The sequence below is a fragment of the Actinomycetospora chlora genome, from assembly GCF_039542135.1.
GTDB lineage: Bacteria > Actinomycetota > Actinomycetes > Mycobacteriales > Pseudonocardiaceae > Actinomycetospora > Actinomycetospora chlora.
This window is the reverse complement of sequence record NZ_BAABHO010000034.1, coordinates 12,880-39,052: the sequence shown is the minus strand read 5'-3', so window position 1 is coordinate 39,052 and position 26,173 is coordinate 12,880. Positions and strand designations below refer to the sequence as shown.

The 26,173-nt window shown below is 73.6% G+C and carries 25 protein-coding genes and 2 tRNA genes; 14 read left to right on the top strand and 13 right to left on the bottom strand.

Going from position 1 to position 26,173, the window contains the following annotated elements:
• Positions 1 to 29 precede the first annotated feature (29 nt).
• Complete coding sequence (gene trxA / locus ABD994_RS20095) at positions 30 to 356, top strand: thioredoxin (protein ID WP_345419066.1); 327 nt, start codon at positions 30 to 32, stop codon at positions 354 to 356.
• Positions 357 to 547: 191 nt separating this feature from the next.
• Complete coding sequence (locus ABD994_RS20090; protein WP_345419063.1) at positions 548 to 1,708, top strand: N-acetylmuramoyl-L-alanine amidase; 1,161 nt, start codon at positions 548 to 550, stop codon at positions 1,706 to 1,708.
• Between the two features lie 12 nt (positions 1,709 to 1,720).
• Here the strand turns inward: ABD994_RS20090 and ABD994_RS20085 are convergent, their stop codons facing one another.
• The 7 genes from ABD994_RS20085 to yidD all read right to left on the bottom strand — a co-directional run bounded on the left by ABD994_RS20085 (position 1,721) and on the right by yidD (position 8,010).
• On the bottom strand, positions 1,721 to 2,398 hold the full coding sequence (locus tag ABD994_RS20085; protein WP_345419060.1) for a GNAT family N-acetyltransferase: 678 nt from the start codon (positions 2,396 to 2,398) through the stop codon (positions 1,721 to 1,723).
• Between the two features lie 231 nt (positions 2,399 to 2,629).
• Positions 2,630 to 3,784 (bottom strand): ParB/RepB/Spo0J family partition protein, encoded by a 1,155-nt coding sequence (locus ABD994_RS20080; RefSeq protein ID WP_345419057.1) that lies wholly within the window; start codon positions 3,782 to 3,784, stop codon positions 2,630 to 2,632.
• Positions 3,781 to 4,665, bottom strand: a complete 885-nt coding sequence (locus ABD994_RS20075; RefSeq protein ID WP_345419150.1) for a ParA family protein — start codon at positions 4,663 to 4,665, stop codon at positions 3,781 to 3,783. Before ABD994_RS20075 ends, ABD994_RS20080 begins: the two co-directional genes overlap by 4 nt.
• A gap of 142 nt (positions 4,666 to 4,807) precedes the next feature.
• A complete protein-coding gene (gene rsmG, locus ABD994_RS20070; RefSeq protein WP_345419054.1) occupies positions 4,808 to 5,548 on the bottom strand; it encodes a 16S rRNA (guanine(527)-N(7))-methyltransferase RsmG in 741 nt (246 codons plus the stop codon).
• 64 nt (positions 5,549 to 5,612) lie between these two features.
• Positions 5,613 to 6,161 (bottom strand): Jag family protein, encoded by a 549-nt coding sequence (locus ABD994_RS20065; RefSeq protein WP_425550091.1) that lies wholly within the window; start codon positions 6,159 to 6,161, stop codon positions 5,613 to 5,615.
• 164 nt (positions 6,162 to 6,325) lie between these two features.
• Positions 6,326 to 7,606 (bottom strand): membrane protein insertase YidC, encoded by a 1,281-nt coding sequence (yidC, locus tag ABD994_RS20060; protein WP_345419051.1) that lies wholly within the window; start codon positions 7,604 to 7,606, stop codon positions 6,326 to 6,328.
• Positions 7,600 to 8,010: a membrane protein insertion efficiency factor YidD gene (yidD, locus tag ABD994_RS20055; protein ID WP_345419048.1), complete on the bottom strand. Its 411-nt coding sequence runs from the start codon at positions 8,008 to 8,010 to the stop codon at positions 7,600 to 7,602. Before yidD ends, yidC begins: the two co-directional genes overlap by 7 nt.
• A 156-nt stretch (positions 8,011 to 8,166) precedes the next feature.
• Between yidD and ABD994_RS20050 the strand changes: the two genes are divergently transcribed.
• Positions 8,167 to 8,955: an FkbM family methyltransferase gene (locus ABD994_RS20050; RefSeq protein ID WP_345419045.1), complete on the top strand. Its 789-nt coding sequence runs from the start codon at positions 8,167 to 8,169 to the stop codon at positions 8,953 to 8,955.
• Here the strand turns inward: ABD994_RS20050 and rnpA are convergent.
• Positions 8,945 to 9,310, bottom strand: coding sequence for a ribonuclease P protein component (gene rnpA / locus ABD994_RS20045; protein ID WP_345419042.1), 366 nt, complete (start codon positions 9,308 to 9,310; stop codon positions 8,945 to 8,947). The genes ABD994_RS20050 and rnpA overlap by 11 nt on opposite strands.
• A 115-nt stretch (positions 9,311 to 9,425) precedes the next feature.
• The gene (gene rpmH, locus ABD994_RS20040) at positions 9,426 to 9,569 is read right to left on the bottom strand and encodes a 50S ribosomal protein L34 (protein ID WP_345419040.1); all 144 of its coding nucleotides are present in this window, start codon (positions 9,567 to 9,569) and stop codon (positions 9,426 to 9,428) included.
• Between the two features lie 419 nt (positions 9,570 to 9,988).
• Here rpmH and dnaA point away from each other — a divergent pair, with 419 nt between their 5' ends.
• The 9 genes from dnaA (at position 9,989) to ABD994_RS19995 (ending at position 22,709) form a co-directional block, all read left to right on the top strand.
• Complete coding sequence (gene dnaA, locus ABD994_RS20035) at positions 9,989 to 11,680, top strand: chromosomal replication initiator protein DnaA (protein WP_345419037.1); 1,692 nt, start codon at positions 9,989 to 9,991, stop codon at positions 11,678 to 11,680.
• 730 nt (positions 11,681 to 12,410) lie between these two features.
• On the top strand, positions 12,411 to 13,649 hold the full coding sequence (gene dnaN, locus ABD994_RS20030; protein ID WP_345419034.1) for a DNA polymerase III subunit beta: 1,239 nt from the start codon (positions 12,411 to 12,413) through the stop codon (positions 13,647 to 13,649).
• Positions 13,650 to 13,691: 42 nt separating this feature from the next.
• Entirely contained in the window at positions 13,692 to 14,603 is a 912-nt protein-coding gene (gnd, locus tag ABD994_RS20025) for a phosphogluconate dehydrogenase (NAD(+)-dependent, decarboxylating) (RefSeq protein ID WP_345419031.1), read from the top strand.
• A gap of 8 nt (positions 14,604 to 14,611) precedes the next feature.
• The gene (gene recF, locus ABD994_RS20020; RefSeq protein WP_345419028.1) at positions 14,612 to 15,790 is read left to right on the top strand and encodes a DNA replication/repair protein RecF; all 1,179 of its coding nucleotides are present in this window, start codon (positions 14,612 to 14,614) and stop codon (positions 15,788 to 15,790) included.
• Between the two features lie 178 nt (positions 15,791 to 15,968).
• The gene (locus ABD994_RS20015; RefSeq protein WP_345419025.1) at positions 15,969 to 16,505 is read left to right on the top strand and encodes a DciA family protein; all 537 of its coding nucleotides are present in this window, start codon (positions 15,969 to 15,971) and stop codon (positions 16,503 to 16,505) included.
• 226 nt (positions 16,506 to 16,731) lie between these two features.
• Entirely contained in the window at positions 16,732 to 18,753 is a 2,022-nt protein-coding gene (gyrB, locus tag ABD994_RS20010; RefSeq protein WP_345419022.1) for a DNA topoisomerase (ATP-hydrolyzing) subunit B, read from the top strand.
• 191 nt (positions 18,754 to 18,944) lie between these two features.
• Entirely contained in the window at positions 18,945 to 21,455 is a 2,511-nt protein-coding gene (gyrA, locus tag ABD994_RS20005) for a DNA gyrase subunit A (protein WP_345419019.1), read from the top strand.
• A 358-nt stretch (positions 21,456 to 21,813) separates the two neighbouring features.
• Positions 21,814 to 22,572, top strand: a complete 759-nt coding sequence (locus tag ABD994_RS31705) for a DUF3566 domain-containing protein (protein WP_425550092.1) — start codon at positions 21,814 to 21,816, stop codon at positions 22,570 to 22,572.
• A gap of 63 nt (positions 22,573 to 22,635) precedes the next feature.
• Positions 22,636 to 22,709: transfer RNA gene (locus ABD994_RS19995), tRNA-Ile, on the top strand.
• Positions 22,710 to 22,783: 74 nt separating this feature from the next.
• On the opposite strand, the gene ABD994_RS19990 is transcribed toward ABD994_RS19995, so the two are convergent.
• From ABD994_RS19990 to ABD994_RS19975, 4 genes are all read right to left on the bottom strand, one after another.
• Entirely contained in the window at positions 22,784 to 23,194 is a 411-nt protein-coding gene (locus tag ABD994_RS19990) for a histone-like nucleoid-structuring protein Lsr2 (RefSeq protein WP_345419016.1), read from the bottom strand.
• Between the two features lie 115 nt (positions 23,195 to 23,309).
• Positions 23,310 to 23,753 carry an SRPBCC family protein gene (locus tag ABD994_RS19985; RefSeq protein ID WP_345419013.1) on the bottom strand — a complete coding sequence of 148 codons (444 nt, stop codon included), beginning with the start codon at positions 23,751 to 23,753 and terminating at the stop codon, positions 23,310 to 23,312.
• Positions 23,753 to 24,598 (bottom strand): phosphoenolpyruvate hydrolase family protein, encoded by an 846-nt coding sequence (locus ABD994_RS19980; RefSeq protein WP_345419010.1) that lies wholly within the window; start codon positions 24,596 to 24,598, stop codon positions 23,753 to 23,755. Before ABD994_RS19980 ends, ABD994_RS19985 begins: the two co-directional genes overlap by 1 nt.
• Entirely contained in the window at positions 24,595 to 25,806 is a 1,212-nt protein-coding gene (locus ABD994_RS19975) for a Tm-1-like ATP-binding domain-containing protein (protein WP_345419007.1), read from the bottom strand. Before ABD994_RS19975 ends, ABD994_RS19980 begins: the two co-directional genes overlap by 4 nt.
• A gap of 169 nt (positions 25,807 to 25,975) precedes the next feature.
• Between ABD994_RS19975 and ABD994_RS19970 the strand changes: the two genes are divergently transcribed.
• Together ABD994_RS19970 and ABD994_RS19965 are read left to right on the top strand one after the other, a co-directional pair.
• On the top strand, positions 25,976 to 26,089 hold the full coding sequence (locus ABD994_RS19970; protein WP_345419004.1) for a DLW-39 family protein: 114 nt from the start codon (positions 25,976 to 25,978) through the stop codon (positions 26,087 to 26,089).
• 8 nt (positions 26,090 to 26,097) lie between these two features.
• A tRNA-Ala gene (locus tag ABD994_RS19965) sits at positions 26,098 to 26,170 on the top strand.
• Positions 26,171 to 26,173 lie beyond the last annotated feature (3 nt).

The window sequence follows — 26,173 nt, the reverse complement described above, 5'->3', positions numbered from 1 at the left end:
CGACCGACAGCCCCGAGAGGAAGCCCGCCATGAGCGCGCCCGTGAACGTCACCGATGCCACCTTCGCCGACGAGGTCCTGGGCAGCGACAAGCCCGTCGTCGTCGACTTCTGGGCGACCTGGTGCGGCCCCTGCAAGATGGTCGCCCCGGTGCTCGAGGAGATCGCCGCCGAGCACGGCGACAAGCTGACCGTGGCCAAGCTCGACATCGACCAGAACCCGGCGACCGCGCGTGACTACCAGGTCATGTCGATCCCGACCCTGCTGGTCTTCCAGGGCGGCAAGCCCGTCAAGCAGATCGTCGGCGCGAAGCCGAAGTCGGTCCTGCTCGACGACCTCTCCGACGTCATCGGCTGAGTCCGCACCCCGCACCGGCGCCGGGCGCCCGTCCACCGTGACGGACGCCCGGCGCCGTCGTGTGTAGGCCCGGCGAGCCCGAACCGTGACCCGCTGCGGTGCCCCGCTGCACGGCGTGACGCTCCGGACAGGGCACAATGAGGCTCCAGTGAAGCGCGACGACACCTCCGTCCTCAACGGGAGCGAAGTGCATGCAGCTGCTGAGCCGCGGTGACGCCGGCCCGCCGGTCGCCGAGGTCCGGGCAGCACTCGAGGAGATGGGCATCCTCGAGCCGACCGGTCCCGGTCCCGCCCTGTTCGACGAGCAGCTCGAGCAGGCGGTCCGCATCTTCCAGCAGCACCGGGGCCTGATCACCGACGGCATCGTCGGCCCCGCCACCTACCGGGCCCTGCGCGACGCGCGCTGGTCGCTGGGCGACCGGATGCTCCTGCTCAACACGCAGGCGCCGCTCACGGGCGACGACGTGTTCGCCCTCCAGGAACGCCTGCTCGAGCTCGGGTACGACTCCGGGCGCGCCGACGGCGTCTTCGGCCGGCAGACCGAGCAGGCGCTGCGCAGCTTCCAGCGCGACTACGGCATGAGCCCCGACGGCATGTGCGGGCCCCGCACGCTGCGCCACCTCGGCTACCTCGGCCGCAAGGTCACCGGCGGGCGTCCCGGCCTCCTGCGCGAGCAGGAGCGGCTGCACCGCGCCGGCCCGCGCCTGTCCGGCAAGCGGATCGTCATCGACCCCGGCCACGGCGGCGCCGACCAGGGTGTGTCGGTGGGCAGCGGCGCGGACGCCGTCACCGAGGCCGGCCTCGTCGGCGACATCGCCCGTCGCCTCGAGGGGCGCATGGCGGCCGCCGGCATGGAGGCCCTGCTCTCCCACGGCCCGCAGGACTGCCCCACCGACGCCGAGCGCGCCGGGTTCGCCAACTCCGCGGGCGCCGACGTCGTGCTCTCGCTGCACGTCGACGCCAACGCGAGCCCGGCCGCCAACGGTCTCGCCGCGTTCCACTTCGGCACCGGCAGCGGCGCCACGTCGACGGTGGGCGAGGCCCTCGCCGGCTTCATCCACCGCGAGCTGCTCGCCCGCACCCGCATGCTCGACTGCGGGGTGCACGGCCGCCCCTGGGAGCTCCTGCGCCTGACGCGGATGCCCGCGGTGCGCGTCGAGATCGGCTACCTCACCAACGACCGTGATCGGGCTGCCCTGCTCGACCCGGGGTTCCGCGACGTCGTGGCCGAAGGGATCCTCGTCGCCGTCAAGCGCCTCTACCTGCTGGGCCAGGACGACAAGCCCACCGGCACGTTCACCTGGGCGGAGGTCCTCCAGCGCGAGGCCAACCGTCCGGCCGCCGCGCGCTGAGGACCCCCGCTCCTACCAGCCGGCCCGCGCCGGGGCCGGCGCGGCGGCCGGGGCCGTCGAGATGGTCACCGAGCCCAGGAGCTGGGCGATGGCCGCCTCGACGTCCTCCTTCCAGTTGAAGCCGGTGCGCAGCTCGTAGCGCATCCGCGGCCAGCGCGGGTGCGGCTGCACGGTCTTGAAGCCGACGGCCCGCAGGAAGGCGGCGGGCAGGACGCAGGTCGGCGTGTCCTCGTCGGTGCGCCCGTGGGCCTCGGCGCGCGGGCGGTCGGCGTCGTCGGCGAAGGCCTCGACGGCCTTGACGCCGCGACGGGTGAGGTCGCGGACCACGTCCTGCACCAGCAGGCGCCCGACGCCCTCGCCGGCGAAGTCCGGCAGCACGTGCAGGCCGCAGAGGAGCACGGCGTCCGGGGACACCGGCGCGGTGGGGAAGGCCGCGGCGCGGGGGACGACGTTGGGCGGGGCGTAGAACGCGAAGCCGGCGGGGACGCCGTCGACGTGGGCGATGCGCCCGCACGAGCCCCACTCGAGGAGCACGCCGGAGACCCACGCCTCCTTCTCCAGCTCGACGGTGCCGAACTCCTCCGCCTGGTCGGACAGGTGCGGCGGGATCTCCCAGTACACGCAGCGGCGACACTGCTTGGGCAGCTCCTCGATGTTGTCGAGGGTGACCCCGACACAGCTCCGCGACACGCGTCCCGCCTTCCCCGACGTTGGCCTGGCCGTCGCGCGCACCTCGTGCACCGCGTCGTCCCGACCGGGTCCGCGGCGAGGCTACCGGCCCCGCCTCCGGTCCTGCCGATCACGGTCCCCCGGGTGGACGAACCCGCCCTCCACCCGGGGGAGGCCCGAGCGGTCCCGGGGTGGCCCTCGCTCTCCGTCGATCTCAGGGCGCCCCCAGATCGACGCTGAGCGCCGCGACGATCAATCCTGGGGTGGAGGGCCCGCCGAGGGGTCCCGTCCCATCAGGCGCGCGATGCGCTCCAGATCGTCGACCGAGCCGAACTCGACGACGATCCGGCCCTTGCGCTGACCCAGCTCGACCTTGACGCGGGTGTCGAACTGGTCCGACAGGCGCTCGGCGAGGTCCTGCAGGCCCGGCGCACGCATGGGCCGCCGCGCGGGCGCCCGCTTGGCGGGCGGGCTCCCGCCGCGCGCCAGGGTGACCGCCTCCTCCGCCGCCCGCACCGACAGCCCTTCCGCGACGATCCGCGCCGCGAGCTCCTCCTGGGCGCCCGGGTCGTCGAGGCCGAGCAGGGCCCGCGCGTGGCCGGCGGACAGCACCCCGGCCGCGACCCGCCGCTGCACCGCGACGGGCAGCTTCATCAGGCGGATGGTGTTGGTGATCGCCGGCCGGCTGCGCCCGATCCGGTCCGCGAGCTGCTCGTGCGTCACGTCGAACTCGGTGAGCAGCTGCTGATAGGCCGCCGCCTCCTCGAGCGGGTTGAGCTGGACGCGGTGGATGTTCTCCAGCAGGGCGTCGCGCAGGAGGGCGTCGTCGGCGGTGTGCCGCACGATCGCCGGGATGTGCTCGAGCCCGACCCGCTGCGCCGCGCGCCAGCGGCGCTCGCCCATGACGAGCTCGTGGGTGCGCGTCGGCCCGCCGTCCGGGGACGGCTCCGGCGCCGGCAGCTCGCGCACCACGATCGGCTGCAGGAGGCCGAACTCGCGGATCGAGTGCTCGAGCTCGGCGAGGGCGTCCTCGTCGAACACCTGCCGCGGCTGGCGGGAGTTGGCGCGGATCCCGTCGAGGCGCACCTCGCGGTAGACCGCGCCGGAGACCCCGCCGGAGACCCCGCCGGAGACCCCGCCGGAGACCCCGCCGGACACCTCCGTGGCCGGCGGCGTCGTGCCGGTGCCGGCCGCCGCGGTCGACGTCTCGTCGGCCTCGCCGCCGCGCCGGGCGCCGAAGACGACGTCGGTCGCCCGGGAACCCATCCCGGGGCGGGACGCGGGCGTCGCCTCGGTCTCGGGCGGGCCGGTCGGGATGAGCGCGGCCAGCCCGCGACCCAGACCCCCGCGTCGTTCGGTCTTGACTGGTCCAGCTCCGCTCCGCTCCGTGTCCGTCCGCTCCGTCACCGTGCCCCCTCCACCGTCTGCCGCCGGACGACCGAGCGCGCCGCGAACTCGCGGGCGGCGTCGAGGTAGCTCATGGCGCCCCGCGACCCGGGGTCGTAGGTCAGCACCGTCTGGCCGAACCCCGGCGCCTCGGACACCTTGACGCTGCGGGGGATGACGGTGCGCAGCACGACCTCGCCGAAGTGGTTGCGCACCTCGGAGGTCACCTGGTCGGCGAGCTTGGTCCGGCCGTCGTACATGGTCAGCAGGATCGTCGACACGTGGAGCCCGGGGTTGAGGTGCGACTGCACCAGCGCGATGTTGTTGAGGAGCTGGCTCAGTCCCTCGAGCGCGTAGTACTCGCACTGGATGGGGATGAGCACCTCGGGCGCCGCCACCATCGCGTTCAGCGTGAGCAGGCCCAGCGACGGCGGGCAGTCGATGATCACGTAGTCGACGTCGAGGCGGTCGAGCGCGTCGTCGGACAGCGCGTTCTTGAGGCGCGACTCGCGGTTGAGCATCGAGACGAGCTCGATCTCCGAGCCGGCGAGGTCGATGGTCGCCGGCACGCACAGCAGGTCCTCGGAGCGCTCGCACACCGCGGCGGCCTGATCGATCGTCAGCTCGCCGAGCAGCACCTCGTAGATCGACGGCGTCCCGCTGCGGTGGTCCACGCCGAGCGCGGTGCTGGCGTTGCCCTGCGGGTCGAGGTCGACGACGAGCACGCGCGCGCCGTGCAGCGCCAGGGCTGCGGCGAGGTTGACCGCGCTCGTGGTCTTGCCGACGCCGCCCTTCTGGTTCGCGACGGTGATGACGCGGCGCTCGGCCGGCCGGGGGAGCCGGTGGTCCTCGGGGTGGAGCACGCGTGCCGCGCGGGCGGCTTCCTCGGCGATCGGGGTCATGCCCTCGTCACCGCCGGGGTAGAGCACCTCGCCGGCCCCGAGGACGCCGGCACCGGCGCTGTTGGCCGCGTCGCTGACCGCCTCCCGCACCTTCTCGGCCGAGGGCCGGTCGCCGCCCGACGTTCCACGTGGAACCGGACGGCTAGACATCGGTCGATCGGTCACGGGCACGATCCTTCCTGCCGCGCGAGCGGCCTCCGGCGGGGGAGTGGCCGCGTCGCTCGCTCCGACTTACCAGCACGACGGTGGTCGCTGCGTCTCCCACGCCGCAGCGCACCACGCGGGGCTCCGCCCCGCCCGCCGCACGGATCTCCTTGAGGTCGCGGGCGACCTCGTCGGCCGCGCTCGCACCCTTCATCGCCGCCAGGGTCCCACCCGCCCTCACGAGGGGGAGCGTCCAGGTCGCCAAACGGCCGATCGGGGCCACCGCGCGGGCCGTCACGACGTCGCTCTCGCCGCATTGGCGGCGGGTCTCGCGCTCCTCGGCCCGCCCGCGCACCACGGTCACGTCGAGACCGAGCTCGGCCACGACGTGCTCGAGCCACGCGACCCGCCGGGCCATCGGCTCGAGGAGCGTGATCGCGAGGTCGGGACGCGCGAGGGCGAGCGGGACGCCCGGGAGCCCGGCACCCGACCCGACGTCGACGACCGTCGCGTCGCGGGGCAGGACCTCGCCGACGGCCGCGCTGTTGAGCACGTGGCGCGCCCAGAGGCGCGGGACCTCCCGGGGGCCGATCACGCCCTGCGCGAGACCGGGCCCCGCGAGCAGCGCCACGTACCGCTCCGCTGCCGCAAGGCGGTCACCGAACACGGCGACCGCCTCGGCGGGGGTCGGTGGGACGTCCTCGGCGCCGGTCCCGCCGGCGCCTCCGGCGTCCTCCACGGGCTCACCGTGGGTCGTGCTCATCGCCGTGTTCCACGTGGAACAGCTCCGTCGTCACGGTGCCTCAGCCCTCGGGGTGGACCACGACGCGACGGCGGGGCTCCTCGCCCTCGCTCTCGCTGCGGACCCCGCCGACGTTCGCGACAGCGTCGTGCACGATCTTGCGCTCGAACGGCGTCATCGGCCGCAGCTTCTGGCTCCGGCCGGTGTCCTTGGCCTCCTCGGCCGCCTGGCGGCCGAGGTCGGTCAGCTCGGAGCGGCGCTGGGAGCGCCAGCCGGCCACGTCGAGCATGAGGCGGTTCCGCGACCCGGTCGACTGCTGGACCGCGAGGCGCGTCAGCTCCTGCAACGCCTCGAGGACGTCACCGCGCGCACCGACGAGCTTCTCGAGGTCCTTGCCGCCGTCGACGCTGACGACCGCGCGCCCGGCCTCGACGTCGAGGTCGATGTCCCCGTCGAAGTCCAGGATGTCGAGCAGCCGCTCCAGGTAGTCACCCGCGATGTCGCCCTCTCGGACGAGCTGGTCCTCCGAGCTGCGCTCGGCCCGCGGGGCGTCCTCCGCCGCCGCGCCGGCCTCGCCCACCTCGTCCTGCGACGCCACCGTCTCCGACACGCCGTCTCCTTCCGCCCGGCCCGGGGGCCGTCTCTGGCACGCGCCGCGCCGACGTCGCGCGCGTGCGGGTCCGTGGGTCCGGTCCGCGCCGCGGATGGTCGCGCGCAGGACCGGACGGGCTCGCGGTGGCCGGGCGCCCTGCGTGGGCGCCCGCCACCCGCGGGCTACTTCTTCTTCTTGGGCCGCTTGCCCTGGCCGGACGAGGCGAGCTGCCCGTTCTTGCCGTTGGCCGCACCGCCGCCGTTGCCCCCGCCGCCGTTGCCCTGGGGGGCGCCGCCGCCGTTGGCCCGTGCGACCTTCCCCGGGGTCGCGCTGCCCGACGAGCGGGCGTTCCCGCCGCGTGCCGGACCGACCTTGCCCGGGGCGCGACGCTGGCCGCCGGCACCGTTGCCACCGCCGTTGCCCGAGCCGTTGCCCGAGCCGTTGCCGGAGTTCCCCGAGCTGCCCGGGCCCTTCTTGCCGCCGGGCTTCGCCCCGGGTCGGGGGGCCTTGCCCGGGGCCGGGGTCCCGTCCGTCGCCCCGTCGGCCGGGGTGTCCACGTCGACCGGCTCGGCGTCCACGACGTCCACGTCGGTCGCCGCGCGCTGCCGCTGCGGCTTCTGCCCGGGGCGGGGGGCGAGGGCGTCACGCTGCTCGCGGGCCTGCTCTCGCTTCTCCTCCTCCTCGCGGGCGATCTTGCGGTAGATGAGGAACTGCTGGCCGAGCGTCCAGGTGTTCTGGCTCAGGAAGTAGATGAGGATCGCGACCGGGAAGAAGGCGCCGAAGACCAGCAGGCCGGCCGGGAACAGCCACATCGTGATCTTGCCCATGATCGCGGCCTGAGGGTTGGCCGCGGCCGCCGGGCTCTGGTGCTGCTGGGAGACGCGCGCGGTGAAGTGGGTCGCGATCGCGGCGGCGATCATCAGCGGCAGCGCCACCGGGAGGACGTGCGGCTGGAAGTTGCCGAAGTTGAACGAGATGTGGCCCAGCGACTGCATGCCGCCGGCGATCGCCTCGTTCAGCCGGACACCGAAGATGTCGGCGTTGGTGAACGACTCGATGTCCGCGCGGTCGAACACGTAGTTGTACGGGAAGTTCGGCTGGAAGCCGCGCAGGACGTGGAACAGGCCGATGAACACCGGCAGCTGCACGAGCAGCGGCAGGCAGCCGCCCAGCGGGTTGACGCCGTGCTCCTTCTGGAGCTTCTGCATCTCCTCCGCGAGCTTGGTGCGGTCGTTCTTGTACTTCTCCTGCAGCTTCTTGATCTGCGGCTGGAACTCCTGCATCTTCCGCATGGAGCGGACCTGGCTGATGAAGGGCTTGATCAGCAGCGCGCGCAGGGTGAAGACCAGGAAGATGACCGACAGCGCCCAGGCGAAGCCGTTCGCGGGTCCGAGGACGAAGCCGAACACCTCGTGCCAGAACCACATGATGGCCGACACGGGGTAGTAGATGAAGTTCAGCACGGCTCTCGCTCCTCGGTGTGGGGACCCTCGGCCCCCGGGTCGGCGGCGCGGCGGGGCCACCCGCACCACGTCCGGTCACCGCGTGGCGGCACCGGGTCCAGGCCTCCAGGGTGCCAGGGCGCGCACTTGGCCACCCTGACCAGGGTCAGCCCCGTGCCGACGAGCACCCCGTGAGTGCGCAGCGCGTCGATCGCGTAGGTGCTGCAGCTCGGGTAGAACCGGCACGACGGCGGGAACATCGGCGATATCCACCGCTGGTAGAAGCGCAGCACCACGAGCAGCGCGCGCACCGCCACGGACGGCCGCCCGGCGCGGTCGGGCACCGGCGTCGCCTCCGCCGCGGGGGGCGGCGCCGTCGCGGACGGATCACCCGGCGCGGTCCGCACCGGTGCTCGGTCCTCCACCGATGCGGTCCTCCTCGTCGGGGTCCGGGCGGCGCGTCCCCGGAGAGCCGGGGAAGCCGTGCGCGCCGGCTCCGGTCCCGTCCATGGTGCCCGTCCGCGGGCCGGGAAGCGACCGCCCGCGAGGGTCGGTCGCTGCGCCGTGGGAGCATCCGCGCCGTGTCGATCGACGGACGGCCCTCCTCCGAAGGACGGAGCGCGTCGGCCGGGACGCCGGAGGGCCCGGCCCGCCGCGCGCGGGCCGTGCACCGTGTCCTCGCCGCCGCCGCCCGCCGCGGCTCCGTCGTCGAGAAGGAGATCCTCGGGCTGCCGGAGCTCGTCGGCCCGGGCGACGTCTGCCTCGACGTCGGCGCCGAGTTCGGCCTCTACACCCACGTGCTCGCCGACCTCGTCGGGCCGACCGGCGCCGTGCACGCGGTCGAGCCGCAGCGCGGGGCGCACCGCGCGCTGGGGCTCGGGGTGCGGGCCGCGGGGCTGGGATGGGTGCACCTGCACCGGCTCGCCCTCGGCGCCGCGCCCGGACGGGAGGCGCTCTCGGTGCCGCTCCGGCGGGGCCTGCCCGTGCACGGCCGGGCCTACCTGACCGCCGGCGCCCGCGACGCCGGCCCCAACCGCGAGTTCGGCGGGCACCGCCTGGAGACCGTCGTCGTCGAGACCCTCGACGGCCTGGTCGCGGACCTCGGCCTGCGCCGGGTCGCGCTCATCAAGGCCGATGTCGAGGGCGCCGAGGGCGCCCTGGTCGACGGCGCGGCGGCCACGCTCGCGGCTCACCGCCCGCACCTCCTGCTCGAGATCGAGGACCGGCACACCCGCAAGTACGGGATCGCCGCGGCGGACCTGTTCACGCGGCTGACGGGCCTCGGGTACCACGCGTCGGTCTGGGCCGGGGCGTGGCGGCCGGTCAGGGGCATCGTCGACACCGAGCGCAACTACCTCTTCAGTCCGTGAGGCGCAGGCGCGCGAGCGCCGCGTCCAGGTCGTCACCGAGCTGCGCCGAGGTCGCGTCGGCAGCCGCCGGCTGCGCCCGCACCACGAGCTGGGTGCCGGCGGGCAGGACCTCGAGCCGCGGGCGCAGCAGGTGCCGCAGCCGGCGGCTCACGCGGTGTCGCGTCACGGCCGGGCCCACCGCGCGGCCGACGACCAGCCCGGCGCGCGCCGGGTGCACCGGCGGCACCGACCCGGCCGGGCCTGGCGGCGCCACGACGGCGTGCACCACGAGGTGGCGACGCCCGGCGCGACGGCCACGGCGCAGCACGTGGCGGAAGTCCTGGGGCCGGGTGATCCGGCGGTCACGGGGGAGCACGGCGCGGTCGTGCGGGCGACCCGACGCGACACCGGACACGACGACGGGACCGCGTCCACGGTGCGGAGCGGTCCCGTCGGTGTCGGTCCGGCGGGGTCGGGCCCGCCTGCGCGGATCAGGCGCTGATGGTCTCGCGGCCCTTGCGGCGGCGGGCGGCGAGCACCGCACGGCCGGCGCGCGTCCGCATGCGCAGCCGGAAACCGTGGGTCTTCGCCCGCCGACGGTTGTTCGGCTGGAACGTGCGCTTGCCCTTGGCCACGACAGAAACTCCTGCTCCGAGCGCGCCGCGTGAACGCGACGCCACGATGGGTGCCGGCCACCCCGTCGGGCGCCGGATCCGGTCACGACCAGGGTAGCCGGTGCCCCCGCGCCACCGCGCAGGCCGGTCGCCGATCGGGCGCCACCGCCGTCCGGGGGAGGTTGTGGCCCGCGCCGGAGGCTTGTTAGCGTCCTCCTCCCGTCGATAGACGCGGACCCCGAGCGGTCGGGGATCGTCGTGCCGCCGGATGGGCCACCGTGTCAGGGCGCTGGGGGGCGCCCTTCGTACCCGCACGTCACCGCCTGCGCGTCGTCGTGCACAGTTGTGGACAGGACTGTGGACGCGCGCGCCCGCCGACGGGTCACGCGCCGCACGACGCCGCCCCGGACGCCGGGCACAGGGACAGAGGGGGTGGCCGGATGTCGGACCAGCTCTTCGACCTCGACGACACCTGGGGCCAGGTGGTCGCGGAACTGACGGCGGGCTCCGCCGACGGGGCCACCCTGTCGCCGCAGCAGCGCGCCTGGGTCCGCGTGACCCGCCCGCTCGGCCTGCTCGACGACACCGCGCTGCTCGCCGCGCCGAGCGAGTTCGCGAAGGAGGCCATCGAGCGGGCGCTGCGCGACCCCATCGTCGCCGCGCTGTCCCGCCACATCGGCCGCCCGGTCTCGCTCGCGGTCCGCGTCGACCACAGCGCCCGCCCCGCCGCCGACATCGGTCCCTCCACCGCGCCGCTGCCGCGCGTCGGCAGCCGCCCGGAGGACGACGGGCACGGGCCCGGCGACCCGTCCGCCGACGGCCACCACCCGCACGGCCGGCCGGACACCGGCTACCTCGCGGCGACGTCCTCGGCGTCGTCGCCGACGTCCTCGCACCGGGCGGAGGCCATCGCCGCGGCCGCCGGGGTCGGACGGGTGACGCACAACCCCGACCGCGCCCACCCCGAGGAGGAGGTCGACGAGGTCCGCGACGGCCTCGCCGCGGTCCACGAGATCTGGGCCCCGCGCGGGCCCGGCGAGCCGGTCGGGGGGATGCGCGACACCGGGCCGGACCCGTCCCGCGGCGCCCCGCGCTCGCAGACGCGGCTCAACGAGAAGTACACGTTCGACACGTTCGTCATCGGGGCCTCGAACCGCTTCGCCCACGCCGCGGCCGTCGCGGTGTCCGAGGCGCCGGCCCGGGCCTACAACCCGCTGTTCGTCTGGGGCGACTCCGGGCTCGGCAAGACGCACCTGCTGCACGCCGTCGGGCACTACGCCCAGCGCCTCTTCTCCGGCATGCGCGTGCGCTACGTGTCCACCGAGGAGTTCACGAACGACTTCATCAACTCGCTGCGCGACGACCGGAAGATCGCCTTCCAGCGCCGCTACCGCGACGTCGACGTGCTGCTGGTGGACGACATCCAGTTCCTGGAGGGCAAGGAAGGCACCCAGGAGGAGTTCTTCCACACCTTCAACACGCTGCACAACGCGAACAAGCAGATCGTCGTGTCCTCCGACCGGCCGCCCAAGCGGCTGGAGACCCTGGAGGACCGGCTGCGCACGCGGTTCGAGTGGGGCCTGATCACCGACATCCAGCCCCCCGAGCTCGAGACGCGCATCGCGATCCTGCGCAAGAAGGCCGCCGGCGAGCGGATGGCCGCGCCGCCCGAGGTCCTCGAGTTCATCGCCGACCGCATCGAGCGCAACATCCGCGAGCTCGAGGGCGCGCTCATCCGCGTCACGGCCTTCGCGTCGCTCAACCGGCAGCCGATCGACCTCCAGCTCGCCGAGATCGTCCTGCGCGACCTCATCCCCGACTCCCGCCAGTCGGAGATCACCGCGCCCACGATCATGGCCGTGACCGCCGAGTTCTACTCGGTGTCGATCGACGACCTCTGCGGCCCCGGCAAGACCAAGGCGCTCGCCCTGGCCCGCCAGATCGCCATGTACCTCTGCCGCGAGCTCACCGACCTGTCCCTGCCGCGCATCGGGCAGATGTTCGGCAACCGCGACCACACGACGGTCATGCACGCGGACAAGAAGATCCGCAAGGAGATGGCCGAGCGCCGCCGGACCTACGAGCAGGTCCAGGAGCTCACCGCGCGCATCAAGCAGCGCGCCCGCGGCTGACACCCGTCACCCTGGAGCAGCGAACGGGCGGTTCGCTGCCTCGACGCGCGCGAACTCCCCGCTCGCGCGCCCCGAGGGAGCGAGGGACGCCCTCGCTCCGCCTCGGGCAGCCACGGAGTCCCTCGCGCCGCCCGACCCCGCTACCCGGCCGCCGAAATCTCACGCTCCGTCGAGATTCCGGCGCACGTGAGCGACCCAGCGTGACCACTGGAGCCATCGCCGCGCGACGAGACGCCGCCCGTCGGCGCCGAGCACCGGGGCCGGTAGCACACCGCGATCGTTCGACTCCCGATCGACCCACAGCTGGGGACAAGTCTGTGGATATCCACATCGCGACGGTGGAAGCCGCCGGGACGAGCAGGCCGGGTTCGCGGCTGTCCACGGGACACGCCGATCCGTCCCCGGATCCGGCGACCGCCGACGCCGGGGTGTCCACACCGGATCCGGCCGCCCGACCAGCGACGACGCCCGTGCTCCACACCACGCACAGGACCTACTGGTACTGCTGTCTTTCTCTTCTGGGAGAACTTCCAGAGAAGAACGTGTGTGGACGGGCGCCGAGACCGGCCCGAGACCTACCGGGCGGGTACCCCGATCGGCTCGGATCGACCACGGGGCCGGAGTGTCGGACCCCTGCGGCAGGCTCTACCGTGATGGGCCCGCGCCGGGGTCCGTCCCCTGCCGGGGCACGACGCCCGCAGGGAGCCGGACGCCAGGGGGAGGACCCGCGATGAAGTTCCGCGTCGAACGAGACGCACTCGCCGACGCCGTGGCCTTCGTCGCCCGCAGCCTGCCGAGCCGCGCACCCGTCCCGGTCCTCGGCGGTGTCCTGCTCGACGCCGAGGGCGACGGCGCGCTGACGGTCTCGGGGTTCGACTACGAGGTCTCGGCCCGCGTGGAGGTCCCGGCGATGGTGGGCGACGCCGGCCGGGCGCTGGTCTCGGGTCGCCTGCTCGCCGACATCACCCGCGCGCTGCCCCCGCACCCGGTGGACGTCACGGTCGACGGGCCGCGCGCCACGATCGCCTGCGGCAACGCCCGGTTCAGCCTCCCGACGATGTCGGCCGAGGACTACCCGCAGCTGCCGGACATGCCGCCGGTCGCCGGCGCCCTCGCCCCCGAGGTCTTCGCCCAGGCCGTCTCGCAGGTGGCCGTGGCCGCCGGCCGCGACGACACGCTGCCGATGCTCACGGGCATCCGCATCGAGATCGACGGCACGACGCTGACGCTCGCGGCCACCGACCGCTTCCGCCTCGCGGTCCGGGAGTTCACCTGGGAGCCGGGCGAGACGGCCGGCGCCGGCGAGTCCGGCGAGGTCGCGCTCCTCGCCCCGGCCAAGACGCTCTCCGAGGCGGCCAAGACGCTGACGTCGTCGGGCTCGCGCGTCGAGCTCGCGCTCGCGCGCGGCGACGGCCTGCTGGGCCTCGCCGGCGGCGGCCGTCGCTCCACCACGCGGCTGCTCGACGCCGAGTTCCCCCGCTACCGCCAGCTGCTGCCCAAGGAGCACACGTCGGCGGCGGTGCTCGAGATCGCGCCGCTGGTCGAGGCCATCAAGCGCGTGTCGCTGGTGGCCGAGCGCGGCACGCAGGTGCGCCTCGAGTTCGCCGACGACACCCTGCGCCTCACCGCGGGCGGCGACGACGAGGGCAGCGCGGAGGAGGAGATCTCCTGCCGCTTCGTGGGCGAGCCCCTGACCATCGCGTTCAACCCCGGCTACCTGCTCGACGGCCTCGGTGCCCTGGGCGCGGAGCACGCCCACCTGTCGTTCACCACGCCGAGCCGGCCCGCGCTGCTGCGGCCGGCCACGCCGCCCGGGGACGCCGGCGGCGGCGCGGACGCCGTCGAGGGCGCACCGTCCGAGGGCGGGGCCACGGCCGTCGAGCCGGGCCCGGGTGACACGGCCGACGATCTCCCGGAGCCCCGTCCCGGGTATCTGTACCTGCTGATGCCGGTGCGCCTGCCGGGCTGACCCGGCGCTGGCCGGCCCGCACCCCACGAGAGGAACCCAGACGTGCAGCTCGGGATGGTCGGACTCGGACGTATGGGCGGCAACATGGCCGAACGCCTCCGGGCGGCCGGTCACGAGGTCATCGGTTACGCCAACGACGGTTCGGGCGACGTCGCGTCGCTGGAGGAGCTGGTCAAGGCGGTGGCGGCGCCGCGCACGCTGTGGCTGATGATCCCGGCGGGCGAGCCGACGCACTCGACGGTCCGCGACCTGGCCGACCTGCTGGAGCCGGGCGACCTCGTGGTCGACGGGGGCAACAGCAAGTTCACCGACGACACGGTGCACGCCGAGCTGCTCGACGCCCGCGGGGTGCGCTACGCCGACTGCGGGGTCTCCGGCGGGGTCTGGGGCCGCACCGAGGGCTACGGGCTCATGGCCGGCGGCGACGCGGCGGACATCGAGCGGCTGATGCCGGTGTTCGACGCCCTGCGCCCCGAGGGCCCGCGCGAGGAGGGCTTCGTGCACGCCGGCCCGGTCGGCGCGGGGCACTACGCGAAGATGGTCCACAACGGCGTCGAGTACGGCCTCATGCAGGCCTACGCGGAGGGCTACGAGCTGCTGTCGGCCGGCGGCCCGGTCGACAACGTCGGCGCGGTGATGAAGGCGTGGAGCCGCGGCACGGTGGTGCGCAGCTGGCTGCTCGACCTCATGGTCCGCGCGCTCGAGGCCGACCCGCACCTCGACCAGATCACCGGCTACGCCGAGGACTCCGGCGAGGGCCGCTGGACGGTCGACGAGGCCATCGTGCACGCGGTGCCCGCGCCGGTGATCTCGGCGGCCCTGTTCGCCCGGTTCGCCTCGCGCCAGGTCGACTCCCCGGCGATGAAGGCCGTCGCGGCCCTGCGCGCCCAGTTCGGCGGCCATGCCACCCACAAGTCGGGCGAGGCCGCGAACGAGCCGCCCACCGGGGGCTGAGCCGCACCGTGTACGTGCGGGCGCTGTCGGTCACCGACTTCCGTTCCTGGGAGCAGGCCGAGCTCACCTTCGCGCCCGGCGTCTCGGTCCTGGTGGGGGCGAACGGCCAGGGCAAGACCAACCTCGTCGAGGCGATCGGCTACCTCGCGTCGCTGTCGTCGCACCGCGTGGCCGGGGACGCGCCGCTGATCCGCCGCGGGGCCTCGTCGGCGACGGTGCGGGCGGTCGCGGTCAACGAGGGCCGCGAGCTCACCGTCCAGGTCGAGATCGCGAGCGGGCGGGCCAACCGTGCCCGGGTCAACCGGTCGCCGGTGCGCAGCCCGCGCGAGATCCTCGGCATCGTGCGGACCGTGGTGTTCGCCCCCGAGGACCTCGCGCTGGTGCGTGGCGACCCGAGCGAGCGCCGCGGCCTGCTCGACGACCTCCTGGTGGCCCGTGCGCCGCGCTGGGCGGGGGCGCGGGCGGACTACGACAAGGTGCTGCGCCAGCGCTCCGCGCTGCTCAAGACCGCGCGCAACGCCCGCGGCGACACGAGCACGCTCGACGTGTGGGACGCCCACCTGGCCCGGGCGGGGGCGGTGCTGGTCGCCGGGCGCCTCGAGCTCACCGCGGCCCTGGCCCCGCACGTCACCGCCGCCTACGCCGAGGTCGCCCCGGAGTCGGAGCCCGTCGCCGCGCGGTACCGCTCCAAGGTCGGGGACATCGACGCGCTGGGCGCCCCGGACGTCGCGACCCCGGACGCGGCGGCGGTCGAGGAGATGCTCCTCGAGGAGATGCGCCGCCGGCGGCACCAGGAGATCGAGCGCGGCGTCTGCCTCGTCGGGCCGCACCGCGACGACCTCGAGCTCACGCTCGGCGAGGGCCCGGCCAAGGGCTACGCCAGCCACGGCGAGTCGTGGTCGCTCGCGCTCGCGCTGCGCCTCGGGGGCTTCGAGCTGCTGCGCGGGGAGGGCTCGGAGCCCGTGCTCGTGCTCGACGACGTGTTCGCGGAGCTCGACGTCCGCCGTCGCCGGGCCCTGGCGAGGACGGCCGCCCGTGCCGAGCAGGTGCTGGTCACGGCCGCGGTGGATGACGACGTCCCGGACGACCTGCAGGGTGCACGCTACGTGGTCGAATCGGGCACCGTGCGTGAGATGGCGCCGGCGTTACGGACGACAGGGGGTGGTTCTGGTGAGCCGGACGCGTGATGTTGCAGGGGGTTCTGGGGACAGACCTGTGGACGCTGTGGACAACTCGGTCGACAGGTCGGTCGCGGGCGGTCCTCCGTCCCCGGATCCGGCGCCGGAGCAGGGAGGGCGCCCGCGTGACGCTGTCCACACCCCCGATCGGGACGATCCGGACGCCGGCGAGAAGGGGTCACCGGCCGTGTCCGACCCGCCGCGACGCGGTGCCGACCTCGCCCGCGACGCCCTGGCGGCCGCCCGGGAGGCGACGGCCGCGCGCCGGGCCGCGGCCAGGGCGGCGGGCGTCCGCAAGCCCGTGCGCCGTGGCGGCGGAGGGCTGGGACGGCCCCGGCGGCGCGGCTGGTCGGGGGCCGGCGCGGACGAGCGCGACCCGCAGACGCTGGGGCGCCTCGCGTCGCGGCTCTCCGGCGACCGGGGCTGGGCCCCGCAGCTGGCCGGCGGTGCGGTGTTCGGGCGCTGGGTGGAGCTGGTCGGCGCCGAGGTCGCCGAGCACGCCCGTCCGGAGTCCCTGCGCGACGGGGTGCTCACCGTGGCGGCCGACTCCACCGCCTGGGCGACCCAGCTGCGCCTGCTGCAGCGCCAGCTGATCGGCCGGCTCGCCGCCGGGCTCGGCGACGGCGTGGTGACGACCATGCGCATCCACGGACCGGCGGCCCCGAGCTGGCGTCGCGGGCCGCGGCACGTCTCCGGCCGGGGGCCACGCGACACGTACGGCTGAGCGCGCGCAGGGCGTCTCACGGCTCCCGGAGACCCGCGCGAGGGCCGTCGGGGGTGCCTCGCGGGCGGTCGGACCCTCCCGATGTCGATTTCGCCGCGCTGTGACGCGCTGAGCCGCGTGCCCGGGCCGTTCTGCGGGGAGCGACCCGGTAGAATGGAGGCAGTTGGACCGCCCGCGCGCGCGACGCGCGGGGGGTCGCGTCCACGCGAGGGAGACACCAGAGCTCGTGGCAGCCGCACAGAACTCGGCCCAGAAGAAGAACAACGGGGACTACAGCGCCTCGTCCATCACCGTCCTCGAGGGCCTGGAGGCCGTGCGCAAGCGGCCCGGCATGTACATCGGATCGACCGGCGAGCGGGGTCTGCACCACCTCATCTGGGAGGCGGTCGACAACTCCGTCGACGAGGCGATGGCCGGCTACGCCACCTACGTCCACGTGTCGCTGCTCGCCGACGGCGGCATCTCGGTGGTCGACGACGGCCGCGGCATCCCGGTCGACACCCACCCGGTGGAGAAGAAGCCGGCCGTGGAGATGGTGCTGACCATGCTCCACGCGGGCGGCAAGTTCGACGACAAGTCGTACGCCGTCTCCGGCGGTCTGCACGGCGTCGGCATCTCGGTGGTCAACGCCCTGTCGACGGCGCTCGACGTCGAGATCCACCGCGACGGCCAGATCTGGACGCAGCACTACGACCACTCGGTGCCCGGCGAGCTCGTCGCGTCCGGCAAGACCCGCAAGACCGGCACCTCGATCACGTTCTGGGCCGACCCGACGATCTTCGAGACCACGACCTACAACCTGGAGACCGTCTCGCGGCGCCTCCAGGAGATGGCCTTCCTCAACAAGGGCCTGACGATCGTGCTGCGCGACGAGCGCAAGCCCGAGGGCGAGGACCCCGAGGGCGCGGAGCTCGACGAGGCGCCCGACGCCGAGGGCTACGTGTCCAAGGTCAAGGAGCGCACGTTCCACTACCCGGGCGGCCTCGAGGACTTCGTCGCCCACATCAACCACGCCAAGGAGCCGATCCACCGCAAGCCGGTGGGGTTCCAGGCCGACGGCACCGGCCACCAGGTCGAGGTCGCGATGCAGTGGAACGCGGGCTACTCCGAGTCCGTCTACACGTTCTGCAACACGATCAACACCACCGAGGGCGGCACCCACGAGGAGGGCTTCCGCTCCGCGCTGACCGCGACGGTCAACCGCTACGCGCGCGACAAGAAGCTCATCAAGGACAAGGACCCGGCGCTCACCGGCGACGACATCCGCGAGGGCCTCGCCGCGATCGTCTCGGTGAAGGTGGCCGAGCCCCAGTTCGAGGGCCAGACCAAGACCAAGCTCGGCAACACCGAGGTGCGCTCGTTCGTCCAGAAGGTCTGCAACGAGCACCTCTCCGACTGGTTCGAGGCGAACCCGGCCGAGGCCAAGACCATCATCAACAAGGCGGTCGGCTCGGCCCAGGCCCGGCTGGCCGCCCGCAAGGCGCGCGAGCTGGTGCGCCGCAAGACGGCGGGTGACCTCGGCGGCCTGCCCGGCAAGCTCGCGGACTGCCGCAGCAACGACCCGGAGCGCAGCGAGGTCTACATCGTCGAGGGCGACTCGGCGGGCGGCTCGGCCAAGTCCGGTCGCGACTCCATGTTCCAGGCGATCCTCCCGATCCGCGGCAAGATCATCAACGTCGAGAAGGCCCGCATCGACCGCGTCCTCAAGAACAACGAGGTCCAGTCGATCATCACGGCGCTCGGCACCGGGATCCACGACGAGTTCGACCTCAGCAAGCTGCGCTACCACAAGATCGTGCTGATGGCCGACGCCGACGTCGACGGCCAGCACATCCGCACGCTGCTGCTGACCCTGCTCTTCCGGTTCATGCGCCCGCTCGTGGAGAACGGCCACGTGTTCCTCGCGCAGCCGCCGCTCTACAAGATCAAGTGGAGTGGCCGCAACGCGGAGCCCGACTTCGCGTACTCCGACCGCGAGCGCGACGGCCTGATCGAGGCCGGCCGCGCGGCCGGCAAAAAGATCAACAAGGACGACGGCGTCCAGCGCTACAAGGGCCTCGGCGAGATGAACGCCAAGGAGCTGTGGGAGACGACGATGGACCCGTCGACCCGGATGCTGCTGCAGGTCACGCTGGACGACGCGGCCACCGCCGACGAGCTGTTCAGCGTGCTCATGGGCGAGGACGTCGAGTCCCGCCGCTCGTTCATCACCCGCAACGCCAAGGACGTGCGGTTCCTCGACGTCTAGTCGAGGTCCAGGGACGCGAGCGGCGTGGTTTCCCGTGGAACCGCCCGCTTCGTCCCGAACCCCGGGCACACCCGCTGACCGGCGGGAACACGCCGGTCTCGGTGGCCCGGGGGAGCCGGGGGGAGACCCCCGGCCCCGATAGCATCGGTTGAGTCCGGCGCCCGGGTGAGGGCGCCCAGGAAGGTGAGCGCGTGACCGAGACGACCCTGCCTCCCGGTGGGTCCGGCGACCGCATCGAGCCGGTCGACATCCAGCAGGAGATGCAGCGCTCCTACATCGACTACGCGATGTCGGTCATCGTGGGCCGGGCGCTGCCGCTGGTGGAGGACGGGCTCAAGCCGGTGCACCGCCGCGTCCTGTACTCGATGTACGACTCCGGCTTCCGGCCGGACCGCAGCTACGTCAAGTGCGCCCGCGTCGTCGGCGACGTCATGGGGAACTACCACCCCCACGGCGACTCCGCGATCTACGACGCCCTCGTGCGCCTCGCGCAGCCGTGGTCGATGCGCTACCCGCTGATCGACGGCCAGGGCAACTTCGGCTCGCCGGGCAACGACCCGGCGGCCGCCATGCGCTACACGGAGTGCCGCCTCACCCCGCTCGCGATGTCGATGCTCGCCGACATCGACGAGGAGACCGTCGACTTCGCGGACAACTACGACGGCCGCACCCAGGAGCCGTCGGTGCTCCCGGGCCGCGTGCCCAACCTGCTGATCAACGGCAGCGCCGGCATCGCGGTCGGCATGGCCACCAACATGCCCCCGCACAACCTGCGCGAGGTGGCGGCCGGCGCCACGTGGGCCCTAGACAACCCCGAGGCCTCGGAGGAGGAGACCCTCGAGGCCCTCATGGAGCGCATCAAGGGCCCCGACTTCCCCACCGCCGGCCTCGTCGTCGGCACCGACGGCATCGAGGCGGCCTACCGCACCGGCCGCGGCTCGATCCGCATGCGCTCGGTGGTGGAGGCCGAGGAGGACGCCAAGGGCCGCACGATCCTGGTCGTCACCGAGCTGCCGTACCAGGTCAACCCGGACTCGCTCATCGAGTCGATCGCGACGCTGGTGCGCGACGGGCGCATCCAGGGCATCTCGGAGATCAACGACGAGTCGTCGGACCGCGTGGGCCGGCGCATCGTCATCACGCTGCGCCGCGACGCCGTCGCGAAGGTCGTGCTGAACAACCTCTACAAGCACACGCAGCTGCAGTACAGCTTCGGCGTCAACATGCTCTCGATCGTCGACGGCGTGCCGCGCACCCTGCGCCTCGACCAGATGATCCGGCACTGGATCCGCCACCAGATCGACGTCATCGTCCGGCGCACGCGCTACCGCCTGCGCAAGGCCGAGGAGCGGGCCCACATCCTGCGCGGTCTGGCCAAGGCGCTCGACGCGCTCGACGAGGTCATCGCGCTGATCCGCGCGTCGGAGACCGTCGACGTCGCCCGCGCCGGCCTCATCGAGCTGCTCGACATCGACGACGTCCAGGCGCAGGCGATCCTGGACATGCAGCTGCGGCGCCTCGCCGCCCTCGAGCGCCAGAAGATCCTCGACGAGCTGGCCGAGATCGAGGAGACCATCCGCGACCTCGAGGACATCCTCGCCCGGCCCGAGCGGCAGCGGCAGATCGTCCGCGACGAGCTCGGCGAGATCGTCGAGAAGTACGGCGACGACCGCCTGACGCGGCTCGTGGGCTACGACGGCGAGGTCGCGGACGCTGACCTCATCGCCGTCGAGGACATCGTCGTCACGATCACGCGCACCGGCTACGCGAAGCGCACCAAGACCGATCTGTACCGCACCCAGAAGCGCGGCGGCCGCGGCGTGCAGGGCGCGACGCTGAAGCAGGACGACATCGTCTCCCACTTCTTCGTCTGCTCCACGCACGACTGGCTGCTGTTCTTCACCAACAAGGGCCGCGTCTACCGGGCGAAGGCCTACGAGCTTCCCGAGGCCAACCGCAACGCCCGCGGCCAGCACGTGGCGAACCTCCTGGCGTTCCAGCCGGAGGAGCAGATCGCCCAGGTCATGCACATCCAGGACTACACCGCGGCGCCGTACCTGGTGCTCGCGACGAAGGCCGGCCTGGTGAAGAAGTCGCGGCTGGTCGACTTCGACTCGAACCGCTCCGGCGGGCTCATCGGCATCAACCTGCGGGAGAACGACGAGCTGGTCGGCGCCGTGCTGTGCTCGGGCGACGACGACCTCCTGCTCGTCTCGGCCGAGGGCCAGTCGATCCGCTTCACCGCCACCGACGACGCCCTGCGGCCGATGGGCCGGGCGACGTCGGGTGTCACGGGCATGCGGTTCAACAGCGGTGACGAGCTGCTCTCGCTCGGCGTGGTCCGCGACGGGACGTTCCTGCTGGTCGCGACCGGCGGCGGCTACGCCAAGCGCACGCCGATCGAGGAGTACCCGGTGCAGAACCGGGGCGGCAAGGGCGTCCTGACGCTGCAGTACGACCGTCGTCGCGGCACGCTGGTCGGCGCACTCATCGTCGAGCTCGACGACGAGCTGTACGCGATCACCGAGAGCGGTGGGGTGATCCGGACGACCGCCAAGGAGGTCCGCAAGGCGGGCCGCCAGACCAAGGGCGTGCGTCTGATGAACCTCGGCGAGGGTGGCACGCTGCTCGCCATCGCGCGCAACGCGGAGAACGCGGCCGACCCCGACGCCGGCGGGTCGACCACCCAGCCCCAGCCGTGACCGACCGTCACCGACCGACGAGACGAGTCCAGCCGTGAGCACACCGAGTAAGCCGGACGACCCGGACCCCGCGAGCGACTCGGAGTCGTCGGGCACCGGCGGCACCCGGACGAGCACGGAGGAGGTCGCCCGTCCCGCGGAGTCGGGTGGATCGTCGACGACGCGGGTCGCGGCCGTCGAGGACGACGGCGAGGCGGCCCCGGACGGGCCGGGGGCCGGGGAGTCCCGGGAGTCCGGCGAGGGGTCCGGGTCGGGCTCGGGCGCGGCGAGCGGGTCGTCGTCCGGCCCCGCCGGCCCGCCTCCGCCGTGGCAGCGCGGTGGGGCGTCCTCCGGGCCCACGGGCCCGCCGTCGGGTCCCCTGCCCGCCGGGGGGCGCCCGGCCGGGCCGCCCGCCGGTGGTCCGTCCCGGTCGGGTCCGGGTGGCCCGGGCGGGCCGCACCCGCCGTCGGGTCCCTTCCCGCGTCCGGGCGGCCCCGGTCCGCAGGGTCGGCCGGCGGAGGGCCAGGTCGGCCCGCCGTCGGGCGGCATCCCGATGTCGGTCCGCATGGGTCCCGCGTCCGGCACCGCCCGGCCGACGAGCACCGGGGAGGGCGGTCCCGCGGGCCGCACGGGGGCGACCACCGCGTCGGGCATCGACGCCCCGACCAACCAGCTCTCGCCCGAGCAGCTGGGCCTGCGCGGGCGGGACGAGGAGGAGCCGCGCCGCGAGCCCGACGACGTCGCCGAGCTCTCGGCCGGTCGTCCCCGCACCGGCAAGGCGCCGCGGCGCGCGAGCCTGCAGGTGCGCCGCTTCGACCCGTGGTCGGTGCTCAAGCTCGCCCTCGTGCTGGGTGTCGCGTTGTTCTTCGTGTGGATGTTCGCGGTCGGCGTGCTCTACGCGGTGCTCGACGGCATGGGCGTCTGGGCGCAGCTCAACGGCACGTACCAGGACCTGACGTCCGACGCCGGCGGCAACGGCGAGCTGATCACCGCGGGCGGCGTCTTCGGCGTCGCGGCGGTGATCGGGGTCGTGAACATCATCCTGTTCACGGCGCTGGCCAGCGTCTCGGCGTTCATCTACAACATCTCCGCCGACGTGGCGGGCGGGATCGAGGTCACGCTCTCCGAGCGCGACTGATGGGCCCGGGGCGGGTGCGGGTCGTCCGGTGACGGTCGGGTACCGTGACGTCCACACCTCGCGGGGCCCATAGCTCAGTTGGTTAGAGCGCGTCGCTGATAACGACGAGGTCGCTGGTTCAAATCCAGCTGGGCCCACTCCCCGGACACCACAGCAGACACGAACGGCCCCGGAGCGTCGCGCTCCGGGGCCGTCGTCGTGCGTGCCCGGCTCAGCCCGAGAAGGTGGCGGCCTGGTCGGAGCCCTTGCGCTGGGCCTCCCACGCCTCGACGACGTTGTTGGGCACGCGGCCGCGGTCGGACACCTCGAAGCCCTGGGCCTTGGCCCACTCGCGGATCTGCTTCGAGGTCTCGCGGTCGTAGCCGCCCGGGGACGTGGCCCGCGGGGTGCCCGTGCCTGCGCCGCCGGAACGGCGACGGCCGCCACCGGCCGACCGGCGGCCACCGGTACGGCGCGCGGCCGCGATGTAGTCGGCGAGCGCGTCGCGCAGCTTCGAGCTGTTCTTGTCGTCGAGGTCGATCTCGTACGTCACGCCGTCGAGTGCGAACTCGACCGTGGTGATGTCCTCGGCCTCTTCCCCGGTCAGGTCGTCGACCAGGGTGACGATGGTCTTCTGCGCCATGGCGGGCGTGACTCCTCACTACGTCATCGAACCGACGATGTGTCGTCCATTCGCTGCGAGATTAGCAAAGAAATCGCGCCCCGGACGCGGGGGACCCGAATCGTGGCGTTCGGCGTCACGACCCGGACGACAAATGGGCGACCAGTCCCTCCAGTCCGCTGGCGAACACATCCGTGGCGAAGAACTCACTGAGCCGTTCGGCCTCCGCCGGGTCGCAGTCGAAGACGACCGACCAGGCGACGAAGCTTTCTCCGGTCGACGTCACGGGGTAGACGCGACTGGTGGCGCGATAGTCCTGGACCGGGAACGGCGATTCGAGGATGGCGTAGGTCAGCGTGTGCGTGCGGTCGTCGAGGGCGACCAGCTGCTCGCGCACGATGCCCCCGTCGCCGAGGGTCAGCTTGCGCACGGCGCCGACCTGGTCGGCGCGGGCGCCGCCCTCGAGCTCGCTGGCCGAGATGGCCGGCACCCAGGACGCCAGCGAGTCGAAGTCGCGGATCACCCGCCACACGGTGCCGGGGTCGGCGGGGATGACGGCGCTGGCCATGGTCTCGGGCATCAGTGGTCCTCCTGCTGGGCGGATGCGGGGCGGAGCTCGACGAACTCGCGGGTCGTGGCGGTCAGGGCCCGCTCGGTGGGCAGGCGCTCCATGCTGCTGGCGCCGTAGAAGCCGTGGCAGGTGCGCGCCCGGGACAGGACGTACGCGGCGTCGTCGGGCGACGAGACGGGCCCGCCGTGGACGAGCACGAGGACGTCGTCGCGCACCTCGCGGGCGGCCGTGGCCCACTCGTCGGTGAGGGCGACGCAGTCGTCGAGCGATTTCGCGGTCTGCGCGCCGATGGATCCGCCGGTGGTCAGTCCCATGTGGCAGACGACGATGTCCGCGCCGGCCTGCGTCATCGCGCGGGCGTCGTCGGCGGAGAAGACGTACGGCGTCGTCAGCAGATCCTCCTCGTGCGCTGCGGCGACGAGCTCGACTTCCCGGTCGAAGCCCATCCCGGTCTCCTCGAGATTCACCCGGAAGGTGCCGTCGATGAGCCCGACGGTCGGAAAGTTCTGGATGCCGGCGAACCCGAGATCCCGCAGCTCGCGCAGGAAGCGGTGCCGGATGAGGAAGGGATCGGTGCCGTTCACGCCCGCGAGGACCGGCGTGTGGTCGACGACGGGGACGACCTCGCGCGCCATCTCGACGACGATGTCGTTCGCGTTGCCGTAGGCGAGCAGGCCGGCGAGCGAACCGCGTCCCGCCATGCGATAGCGGCCGGAATTGTAGATGACGATGAGGTCGATCCCGCCCTCCTCCTCGCAGCGCGCGGAGAGGCCGGTGCCGGCGCCGCCGCCGACGATCGGCTCGCCGCGCTCGACCTTGGCGCGCAGGCGCTCGAGGATCTCGGCGCGGGTCACGGGCGTCCTCCGGTGTTCTCGGTGATCTCGGTGATCTCGCCGAGCGCGGCGACCAGCGTGGCGGCGAACTCGGGGTCGTTGACGTGGTGCGGGCTCTCGACGAGCCGGTGGTCGTCGGTGGTCCGGAACCGCTCGCGCAGGGTGTCGAACAGCGCGGCGTCCGCCTCGGGGTCGGCGAAGGGCATGCCCGGGGCGTCGAGGGCCGACACCCCGCCGGTCGGCAGCACGAGGCGGACCGGGCCGGGGCAGGCGTTGAGCCCGTCGGCGAGGAACGTCGCGGCCGCCCGGCAGTCGTCGGGCGTCGTGCGCATCAGCGTCACCTGGGCGTTGTGCTCGTAGAGCGTCCGGTCGCGGAACCGTTCGGGCACGGTGTCCGGTGCCCCGAAGTTGACCATGTCCAGCGCGCCGACCGACCCGACCCAGGGGATCCCCGACCGCGCGATCGCCCCGAGCCGGTCCTCGGTGGCGGCCATGACGCCGCCGACGACCATGTCCGCGATCTCGGTGGTGCTGACGTCGACGACGGCCGCCACGAGCCCGTCGTCGACGAGCTTCTCCATCGCCCGCCCGCCGGTGCCGGTGGCGTGGAAGACGAGGCAGTCCCACTGCCCGTCGAGCGCGTCGGTCACGGCGGTGACGCACGGCGTGGTCACCCCGAACATCGTCAGCCCGAGCGCCGGCTTCTCCTGCGCGGCCGGCGCCTCGGCGCCGATCATCCCGCCGAGCGCGTGCGCGGCGTTGGCGAGCACCGTCCGGCTGATGCGGTTCAGCCCGGCGACGTCGGTGACCGAGTACATGAGCGTCAGGTCGACGGACCCGACGTACGGCGCGACGTTGCCCGAGGCCACCGTGGACACCACCAGCTTCGGCGTCCCGACCGGCAAGCGCTGGAGCGCCGGCGTCACCAGCGCGGTGCCGCCCGAGCCGCCGAGCGCGATGACGCCGGCGACGTCGTCGCGGGTCGGCAGCCATTGCTCGAGCGCGGCGCTCATCGCCGAGACCGAGCTGCCGCGGTCGCCGGTGAAGGCGTCCGCTCCGGCGATGTCGTGCGGTCCGACGTCCGCCGTGCTCGCCGCGCCGTCGCTCGTGCCCACGTCCACGGTGGTCACCGCGTGGCCCGCGTCCCGCAGGAGCCCCGCGACGTAGCGCAGCTCCTCGCCCTTCGTGTCGAACGTGCCCACCACGTAGGCACGGCCGGTCGAGCCCATCGGTCGCTCCCGTCCTCGATGCCGTCGTCCGCGTGAGTCCTACCGCGCTTTCGAGCGAGGGGCACCCTCGGTCGATCTACCGGGCCGGGGGCGCCCCTCGCCGGCGACGACGTCGGGCGCGTGCCGGTGCTGCGGTACCGTGGGCCGCGTCGACACGGGAAGGGGTGCGGTGAAGGCACTCGTCACGCTCGCCCTGGCCGCCGGGGCCGCCGTGGTGCTGCGGCGCCGACGCGATCAGCGACCCACCCGCGACGTCTGGCACGAGGCGACCACCTCGTCCTGACACCCCTCGGGGACGTAGCTCAATTGGCAGAGCACCGCCTTTGCAAGGCGGGGGTTGAGGGTTCGATTCCCTTCGTCTCCACCC

Bases quoted from the DNA above. Each gene is read 5' to 3' on its own strand.
- trxA (WP_345419066.1), top strand. From the start codon at position 30: ATGAGCGCGCCCGTGAACGTCACCGATGCCACCTTCGCCGACGAGGTC.
- ABD994_RS20090 (WP_345419063.1), top strand. From the start codon at position 548: ATGCAGCTGCTGAGCCGCGGTGACGCCGGCCCGCCGGTCGCCGAGGTC.
- ABD994_RS20075 (WP_345419150.1), bottom strand. From the start codon at position 4,665: ATGACCCCGATCGCCGAGGAAGCCGCCCGCGCGGCACGCGTGCTCCAC.
- dnaA (WP_345419037.1), top strand. From the start codon at position 9,989: ATGTCGGACCAGCTCTTCGACCTCGACGACACCTGGGGCCAGGTGGTC.
- dnaN (WP_345419034.1), top strand. From the start codon at position 12,411: ATGAAGTTCCGCGTCGAACGAGACGCACTCGCCGACGCCGTGGCCTTC.
- ABD994_RS19990 (WP_345419016.1), bottom strand. From the start codon at position 23,194: ATGGCGCAGAAGACCATCGTCACCCTGGTCGACGACCTGACCGGGGAA.
- ABD994_RS19985 (WP_345419013.1), bottom strand. From the start codon at position 23,753: ATGCCCGAGACCATGGCCAGCGCCGTCATCCCCGCCGACCCCGGCACC.
- ABD994_RS19975 (WP_345419007.1), bottom strand. From the start codon at position 25,806: ATGGGCTCGACCGGCCGTGCCTACGTGGTGGGCACGTTCGACACGAAG.